This is a genomic window from Nocardioides sp. NPDC057577, from assembly GCF_042801335.1.
Lineage (GTDB): Bacteria > Actinomycetota > Actinomycetes > Propionibacteriales > Nocardioidaceae > Nocardioides.
In genome coordinates, this window is record NZ_JBHVGB010000232.1 from 1 (window position 1) to 7803 (window position 7803).

At 69.6% G+C, this 7803-nt stretch carries 8 protein-coding genes; 6 read left to right on the plus strand and 2 right to left on the minus strand.

Translation table 11 applies throughout. The features are described from left to right. Positions 1 to 69: 69 nt before the first annotated feature. On the minus strand, positions 70 to 1509 hold the full coding sequence (locus ACFU7D_RS27420) for an MFS transporter (protein ID WP_378873316.1): 1440 nt from the start codon (positions 1507 to 1509) through the stop codon (positions 70 to 72). A gap of 172 nt (positions 1510 to 1681) precedes the next feature. On the opposite strand from ACFU7D_RS27420, the gene ACFU7D_RS27425 reads away from it, so the two are divergent. From ACFU7D_RS27425 to ACFU7D_RS27450, 6 genes are all read left to right on the plus strand, one after another. Further along, positions 1682 to 2233 (plus strand): TetR/AcrR family transcriptional regulator, encoded by a 552-nt coding sequence (locus tag ACFU7D_RS27425; protein ID WP_091045698.1) that lies wholly within the window; start codon positions 1682 to 1684, stop codon positions 2231 to 2233. A gap of 24 nt (positions 2234 to 2257) precedes the next feature. Beyond that, entirely contained in the window at positions 2258 to 2764 is a 507-nt protein-coding gene (locus ACFU7D_RS27430; RefSeq protein ID WP_378731233.1) for a general stress protein, read from the plus strand. A gap of 101 nt (positions 2765 to 2865) precedes the next feature. After that, a complete protein-coding gene (locus ACFU7D_RS27435; protein ID WP_378873317.1) occupies positions 2866 to 3285 on the plus strand; it encodes a hypothetical protein in 420 nt (139 codons plus the stop codon). A gap of 10 nt (positions 3286 to 3295) precedes the next feature. Then, complete coding sequence (locus ACFU7D_RS27440) at positions 3296 to 5086, plus strand: M91 family zinc metallopeptidase (protein WP_378873319.1); 1791 nt, start codon at positions 3296 to 3298, stop codon at positions 5084 to 5086. A gap of 7 nt (positions 5087 to 5093) precedes the next feature. Continuing rightward, entirely contained in the window at positions 5094 to 5684 is a 591-nt protein-coding gene (locus tag ACFU7D_RS27445; RefSeq protein ID WP_378873321.1) for a hypothetical protein, read from the plus strand. After that, positions 5684 to 6310: a hypothetical protein gene (locus ACFU7D_RS27450; RefSeq protein ID WP_378731225.1), complete on the plus strand. Its 627-nt coding sequence runs from the start codon at positions 5684 to 5686 to the stop codon at positions 6308 to 6310. The genes ACFU7D_RS27445 and ACFU7D_RS27450 overlap by 1 nt, the downstream gene beginning before the upstream one ends. A gap of 218 nt (positions 6311 to 6528) precedes the next feature. Here the strand turns inward: ACFU7D_RS27450 and ACFU7D_RS27455 are convergent. Then, the coding region (locus ACFU7D_RS27455) for a glycoside hydrolase domain-containing protein (protein WP_378873323.1) at positions 6529 to 7803 on the minus strand (1275 nt) is incomplete at its 5' end.

Genomic DNA, 7803 nt, shown 5'->3' on the forward strand with positions numbered 1-7803 from the left:
ACCCTGACTTCCGAATCGCCCCCCGGCTCGCTATCGCGAGCCGGGGGGCGAGCTTCGGTGCGCGATGACTCAGTCGACCTCGACCGCCGCCCGCCCGGGGACGTACGCATGCGACCCGGAGGGTCGCCGGAGCACGACGCTCAGCGAGGCGATGATCCCGAGCGCGCCCAAGGCGGCCGCGGCGTAGAAGGCCTCGCGCATCCCCGGGACGACCTCGCCGGGGGTGCCGTTGGCGACGTAGACCGAGGCGATCACGGCCAGGCCGATCGAGCCGCCGAGCTGCTGCATCGTCTGCACCAGACCTGAGGCCGAGCCGGCGTGGGCGGCGTCGACACCCTCGAGGCCGAGAGCCGTGGTGGAGGTGAAGACGAGCGAGGCGAAGGCGCCGTTGAGCAGGAACGGAGCCAGGACGGCGCCGGCGTACGTGCTCGACTCCGTCAGCGTGCTCAGCCACAGGAACGACACCGTCAGGCCGGTGGCGCCCAGGACCAGCACCCGCGGCATCCCGATCCGGGCCGCGATCCGAGGTGCCACCCGGGACATCGCGAAGATCATCAGGGTGAGCGGCAGGAATGCCAGCCCCGACGCGAGCGGACCCATCCCCAGCGCACCCTGCAGGGAGATCACGGTCAGGTAGAACGTCGAGAACTGTGCCCCGACGAGCCCGACCGCGGCGATGAACGCGGCGACCCTGCGGTGGCTGTTGAAGAGGTGGAGCTGCAGCAGCGGGTGGGCGACCCGGCGTTCGGTGAGCACGAGGGCGACCAGCAGGAGCAGGCCGATCGCGATCCCGCCGATGGTGCGTACGGAGGTCCAGCCGTGCTCCGGGGCGCCGATCAGCGACCAGACGATCGCGGCCGCACCACCGGTGGCGGTCACGGCGCCGACGATGTCGAAGCGTCCCGGTCGCGGCGCGGTCTCGGCGACGAGACGGCCGACGAGCGCGAGCACGACGAGCCCGATCGGTACGTTGATGAACAGCGTCCAGCGCCACGACGCGATGTCGGTCAGGATGCCGCCCAGGATCAGCCCGATCGAGGCACCGCTGGAGGAGACGGCCGCGAAGAGCGCGATCGCCCGGGCCCGGCCGGCCTCGTCCTTCGCCGACGTGGTCAGCAGGGCGAGCACCTGGGGCGCGGCGATCGCCGCACCGAAGCCCTGCAGCGCGCGGGCGATGACCAGCAGATCGTCGGTCGGCGCGAGCCCGCCGGCCAGGGAGAAGAGGGTGAAGACGGAGAGACCGGCGACGAACGTACGCCGCCTGCCGAAGACGTCGCCGAGCCGACCGCCGAGCAGCAGCAGGCCGCCGAAGGCGAGGGTGTAGCCGTTGAGCACCCAGGTGAGTGCCGCCGGGGTGAACTCGAGGTCGTCGGCGATCCGGGGGAGCGCGACGTTCACGACCGCCGAGTCGAGCACGATCATCAGCTGGGCGACCAGGACCAGGGCGATCCCGGCGCCGGCGGCCTTGGTGGCCGCGGGTGGCTTGGGTGGTGCCGCGGTGGATGTCATTCAAGAGCTCCTGTTGGAGACGGAAGAGGAGTACAGTGAAGCGGAGGAAGTCTCCGCTTGACTGAACACTACCGGAGAGTGTCTCCGTTTAGCAATGCATTTAGTTGCGATGGCGGTGCTTGCTGTTAACTGAGGTCCCCGCAGAGCCGCGGGAGCCACTGAGGAGGTCTGGATGAGAGCCGACGCGAAGCGCAACCGCGAGCGGCTCATCGAGGTCGCCCATGCGGTTTTCAAGGAGCGCGGTCTCGACGCACCTCTCGATGAGGTGGCCCGACGTGCGGGTGTCGGCCCCGGCACCCTCTACCGCCACTTCCCGACCCGCGAGGCGCTCCACGAGGCGATCATGGCCACCTGGATCGAGGAGGTCTCCGCCCACGTCGAGAAGGCGATGGCGACCGAGGGCGGCTGCCGGGAGAAGCTGCTCGCCTGGTTCGAGGAGTACGTCTCGCTGCTGACCCGCCACCAGGGTGCCGCCGCCAAGATCACCGCCTCCCTGGGCTGCCAGGACTCCCCGCTGCGCACCAAGTGCCAGACCTACGCCGACGCCAACGAGAGCGTCCTGACGGAGATGGCCGAGCACGGCGTGCTCCGCGAGGGTGTCGACAACCTCGACGTCTGCCGCCTCCTCGGCGGTGTCGCGACCATGGCCGACCACTCCTCGCTCGAGGCCAAGGACGTACGTCCCATGCTCGACGTCATCGCGAACGGCGTCCTCAAGAACTGACCTCGCCTGGGGCACACTGGGGGTATGTCCTTCACCTCGCCGGTCAGCGGCCCGCAGAGCCCGCTGAAGCTGGAGTTTCCCCAGTCGCTCGCGACCTATGACGACTACGCCGCCGCGCAGAAGACGGTCGACTTCCTCTCCGACAAGGAGTTCCCGGTCGAGAACTGCATGATCGTCGGCACCGAACTGAAGCAGATCGAGCGGATCACCGGCCGCCTCACCTGGAGCAAGGTCGCCCTCGCCGGCGTCCTCTCCGGCGCCTGGCTCGGCGTCTTCGTCGGCCTGATCGTGTCGCTCTTCGGCAACGAGAACTTCCTCTTCATCCTGCTGTCGACGGTGCTCCTCGGCGTCGTCTTCGGCCTCATCTGGTCGCTGATCGGCTACGCCGCCACCCGCGGCACCCGCGACTTCTCGAGCGTCAAGGTCATCGTGCCGACCAAGTACGAGGTCCTCGTCGAGCACAAGGTCGCCGCCCGTGCCCGCGAGCTCCTCGCCGAGCTCCCAGGCGCCCTCCCCAACCCCTTCTCCTGATCGGTCACCTCCGCCCTCGTCTCGAATCCTGAGACAGGCGCCGCGTTCGCGTGTAGTCACGCGTGTTTCGGGGAAGAACTCCACTGGCGAAGGAGGCCCCGATGTCATCTCAGATCAACGTACGTCCCGACGATCTCGTCAGGCTCGCCGACCGTTGCATCGACTGGGCGATGGACCTGACGGCTGCGACCACGGACAACGCCGGTGCCCTCGAGGTCGCCTCGCGGGATGCCGGCAACACCCAGGGCGGCTACGACACCACGGCTGCCCACGGCCCGCTGGTCGAGGCCGCGTCCAGCGCGCTCGAGTCGTTCGCGGCGGTCTTCGAGGCGGACGCCGATGCCCTCATGCTGTGTGCGTTCGACATCTCCGCGACCGACGAGGAGGTCGCGCGGGCAGCCCGGTCCAGCAATTCGCTGCCCCCGGGACCGACACCCCGACCGCCGGAGCCGTCGCCGGGTCCGCCGCCGCCCTCACCCACGCCGAGCCCGTCCCCGGGCCCCACGCCGACCCCGCGCTGAGGAGAACGAGATGTCCGAAGGCACCTGGAAGCTGTGGGACGACGCGGCGTCGATCGACGACGCGTCGCGAGGCTGGACCTCGATCGCGAAGGCGCTCGACGGCGTCACCGAGGCGTTCATCGGCGGCTCCAAGGACGTGGTCGCGGACTGGGAGGGCCAGACCGCCGAGTCCTACGAGGGGCACCGCAAGACGCTCCTGACCGACCTCGACAAGGCGCGCGGGCTCGCCGACAAGGCCTCCTCGGCGACAGCTCGGATCGCCGGCACCGTACGCATCGCCCAGGGTCACCTCGACCAGTCCTGGGCGACGGTGGCCCACATCCCGCACCAGGGCAGCCCCTCGGGCGACATTCGTTTCGAACCGGAGACCCCCGAGGACAGCAAGCTCGTCACCGACGCCATCGCGAGGGCCTCCGAGATCCGGGCCGGGCTCGACCGCGACCTCAACGCCGACCGCCAGGTGCTGGTCGACACCACTGCTGTCTGGCAGGGGCTATCGACGAGCATGGCCGCGATCGCCGAGTCGGGGCAGGACCCGTTCCACCTCCCCGCCGACGTCGACTCGGTCGGCATGATCAACGTCGACGGAAAGACCTACATCAACACCGGCAGCGGCGATGACGTGGTCACGGTCGGGATCAACCCGCTGACCGGGAGACAGGTCGTCACCGTCAACGGCCAGATGTACGACGTACCTGCCGGCAACGAGATCGTCATCCGCGCCGGCGAAGGGAACGACGAGATCAACGTCCCGCAGGGCACCGACGTCAACCTCTCCCTGCTCGGTGGCCGAGGTGATGACCGGCTCAACGGCGGCAGCGGGAGCGACCGCATACTCGGTGGCCAGGGTCGCGACCACATCTTCGCCGGCGACGGCGACGACCAGGTCTCGGGTGGCACGGATCGCGATTACATCGACGCCCAGGGCGGCAACGACCTCGCCACCGGGGCCGGCGGGGACGACACCGTCTACGGCATGGCCGGAAATGATCGGATCAGTGGCGGTCGCGGCCAGGACTATCTCGAAGGAGCCGACGGCGACGACATGCTCGTCGGTGGCGACGGCAACGACATCGCCTCCGGTGGTGACGACAACGACCGGATCCACGGTGGTGCCGGCGACGACGTGAGCTACGCCGGGCGGGGGACCGACACCACCTACGGTGGCTCGGGTGACGACAAGGCCCACAGCGAGTCGGGCGACACCGACGAGGCCGTCGAGCAGCACGTGACCGTCCAGATCACCGAGGTCCCGGAGTGGATCAAGATCGAGGGTTCGCCGGAGTTCGTCGCCCGGACCCGTGCGGACCTCGAGATGTTGGCAGCCTCGCCCACGGGTCAGCAGATGCTCGCCGCGTTGGACCGGAGACACGACGACTCGGGCGTGCTGGGGATCGGGCAGGAGAACCTGACCATCCGCGAGTACGTCGGTGAGACTCCGAACAGCTCGGCATCCGACGGGCCGATGGGCGGCAACGAGATCAAGTACATGCCGGACATCGACACGATGCACACCGGCAGCAGTCAGACGCCCGTCGACGGCCCGCCGGTCGCGGTGCTCTACCACGAGATGGCGCACGTCTATGACTACATGCACGACACGCTCGAGCCCGGCGAATACCACGGTGACGACCCTGAGAACCAGGGGACGAACAACCGCGAGCGCGAGGCTGCCGGTCTGCCCGTCGACCACGACAACGACCCGAGCACGCCGGAGCAGATCGACCCGGACCATCCCTACGTCTACACCGAGAACGGGCTCCGCGACGAGATGGGGGCACCGCACCGTGACCACTACTAGGTTGATGATGCTCGCATCGCTGCTGACGGCCGGAGGTCTGGTGATGAGCGGCTGCGCGAAGGTTCCCGAGGGGGAGCGGGAGATCGAGGGGGTCCGGTTCGAGTCCGAGATCGCCACGGCCGGCGACGCGCTGGAGATCAGCTATCGGGTGGTCAACGACGCGGACACCGACGTCTACGTGATCGACTCGGTGCCGACGTACGCCAACGGGGCGCTGCAGCCGGCGTCGGCGGACACCGTCTACGTCCTGGGCAGCGGCGGGAGCCGGGCCGAGGTGAGCAAGCGGGTCTTCGCGCTGCCGGACGACACGTCGTTCGCCCAGATGCCGGCGGTCGGTTGGGCCAAGCTCGCGTCGGGCGAGGAGCTGAAACGCGACGTACGCGTGCCGCTGCCGCTCGAGGAGTATCGCCCGTTCACCGACGACTCGGTCCCGGAGGTCCCGGACCCGGTCGAGGAGGTCATCTTCTGCGTCGGTGTCCTCGACCTGCGCGACCTCTACTCCGAGGGCGTCCCGGCCGACGTGACCGGCCTGGCACACTCAGACTCGGCCGCCGAGTCCCAGCAGATCTTCTGCTCCGATCCGGCGTCCCTGGGCTGATGACGCGAGTCGGCGTGCTCGCGGTGGCGCTGCTGCTGATGTCTCTCGGTGGGTGCGCCGAGGACTCGCCCTACGGAGAGTTCGGTCCGTCCAGCTTGGCGCCGGAGCCGGAGGCGACGTTGGAGGCCGACGTGACGGTCAGCGACACCGAGGTCCGGGTGAGCTACCGGTTCGCCAATGACGGTGACGAGCCGTTGATGCTCATCAACCGGCCGGGCGTGGCGGTGGGGGCCGGCGTCCGCTATCGGGAGGACGCGGCGTATGTCACCGAGGATGCCGATGACGGGGCGCTGTTGTCGCAGGCGCTCTTCGGGTTCCCCGACACCGATCAGACCTGGGAGTCCATTCCACGGGTCGGGGTCACGGAGGTGGCGCCGGGTGAGGCCGTCGAGGTCGACGTGAGGTCCGCGTTGCCGCTGACCTGGTTCCACCCGTTCGGAACCGACCTCGGAACGGGGCCGATGTCGATCCCGAGCGATGTCGACGAGGTCCGGTTCTGCCTCGGCGTGGTCTCCCCGCCCTTCCCGGAGTCGATGACGCCGCGGACCGAGGAGGACGGGACACAGACTGTCGGACACGCGAGCGCCGAGCAGCACCTGTTCTGCTCGGCGCCGGAGGAGTTGTGAAGCTGAGAGTGGTCTATAGGCAGGCGCCTGAAAAAAACCCCGACCCCGCCCGGGGGGCGGGGGGTGCACGGGACCCACGGGGGCCTGCCGGTGGGGGGGGGGCGGCCCCCCCCGGGGGCCCCCGCGCGGGCCCCCCCCCCCGCGGGGGGGCGGGGGGGGGTGGGGTGTGGTGCCGGGGCGGGGCCTCTATAGGTCACTCTCAGCTTCACAACTCCAGCTCAGCGGCCGTGGGCCAGGTCGTACCAGGTCACCTCGGTGGCCATGCCGTTCGCGGTGCGACCGAGGCGCTTCTGGTAGGCGACGAGGGCGACCTGGGTGTTCCAGTCGAGGACGCCGGTGATCTTCGGGCGCTCGGGTGCGGAGGTGGCGCTGAGGGCGCGCTGGAGGTCGCGGACGGTCTCGCCGGAAGAGCCGCGCTTGAGGAGCGGTCGGCTGTTGGCCGCCCACAGCGTCTTCCAGGCACCCTTGGTCCACGTCTTCTGCACGGTCAGCCCGTGCGAGCGCTGCCAGGCGTTGATCGAGCGCACCAGCCCTGCGTCGTACGTCCCGTCGATGGGACCGCCGAAGTTCCCGCGCTCACGGAGGATGCACTCGAGCGCCTTCGTGTAGATCGGCGACGGGGTGTAGGAGCTGGTGCGCGGCTTCAGGTCGGGATACGAGGTGAAGCTGACCGGGACACCGCCGCAGTGGGTCACCGGGCGGGCGTAGGAGCCGCGGCCGAGGTCGACGTAGTTGGAGTCGATCTCGATGGTGGTGCCGCCATGGGTCTCCTTGTGCGGGCCGCGGTACTGCTTGACGCGGCGGTGGGGGCTCCACGGCTTCTCGGGGATGTAGCGGGTCGAGGTGCCGGCGCGGCCGTCCCAGTCGGCGATCCACAGGTCGGCCGGGTAGACGAAGCCGCGCGGCTGGGCGTGCCAGACGGCCTGCATCGCCTTGATGCCGGACGACGCGCTCGAGTACAGCGCCGGGCGGTAGCCGAGCTTCTTGATGCGGTGGCTCCAGGCCGACACGAACCACATCGCCGACTCACGGCACCGCTGGTTACCGATGTCGAACCCCTCGAGGTCGTAGAACATCGTGCTTCCGGCGGCGATGCCGTAGCGCTTGGCGGCGTCGACGGTCGCGTTGGCCTGGTTGACGCCCTGGCGCTTGGCGGTGGCGTACTGGTCGGTGGAGCGCGCGCTGATCCGCGGGTCGTCGCGGTAGCGCGGGAAGTGCGGGTTGCACGAGGCCTGCGGCCCGAGCGTGATCGGCAGCAGCCGCCAGCCACGGGCATGCTGCTTGCGCACCCAGGTCGCGCTGAGGTTGGTCTGGTTGCGGCAGCCGCGCGAGTTGCCGGCGATGTAGATGCCGACCGCGCCGAACTTGGAGTGCTGCCACCAACGGTCCATCGCCGTCTGGGACGGCGCCTGGCACTGGTCGAAGCCGTAGCCGGTGAAGTTGCCCGGCGTGACCGGGTTCGCGGCGGCCGCGGGGCTGGGCATTGCCAGCCC

What these genes read in the sequence shown, in the direction of transcription:
- ACFU7D_RS27450 (WP_378731225.1), top strand. Translation starts at nt 5,684, where the DNA reads ATGACGCGAGTCGGCGTGCTCGCGGTGGCGCTGCTGCTGATGTCTCTC.
- ACFU7D_RS27440 (WP_378873319.1), top strand. Translation starts at nt 3,296, where the DNA reads ATGTCCGAAGGCACCTGGAAGCTGTGGGACGACGCGGCGTCGATCGAC.
- ACFU7D_RS27420 (WP_378873316.1), bottom strand. Translation starts at nt 1,509, where the DNA reads ATGACATCCACCGCGGCACCACCCAAGCCACCCGCGGCCACCAAGGCC.
- ACFU7D_RS27425 (WP_091045698.1), top strand. Translation starts at nt 1,682, where the DNA reads ATGAGAGCCGACGCGAAGCGCAACCGCGAGCGGCTCATCGAGGTCGCC.
- ACFU7D_RS27445 (WP_378873321.1), top strand. Translation starts at nt 5,094, where the DNA reads ATGCTCGCATCGCTGCTGACGGCCGGAGGTCTGGTGATGAGCGGCTGC.
- ACFU7D_RS27435 (WP_378873317.1), top strand. Translation starts at nt 2,866, where the DNA reads ATGTCATCTCAGATCAACGTACGTCCCGACGATCTCGTCAGGCTCGCC.
- ACFU7D_RS27430 (WP_378731233.1), top strand. Translation starts at nt 2,258, where the DNA reads ATGTCCTTCACCTCGCCGGTCAGCGGCCCGCAGAGCCCGCTGAAGCTG.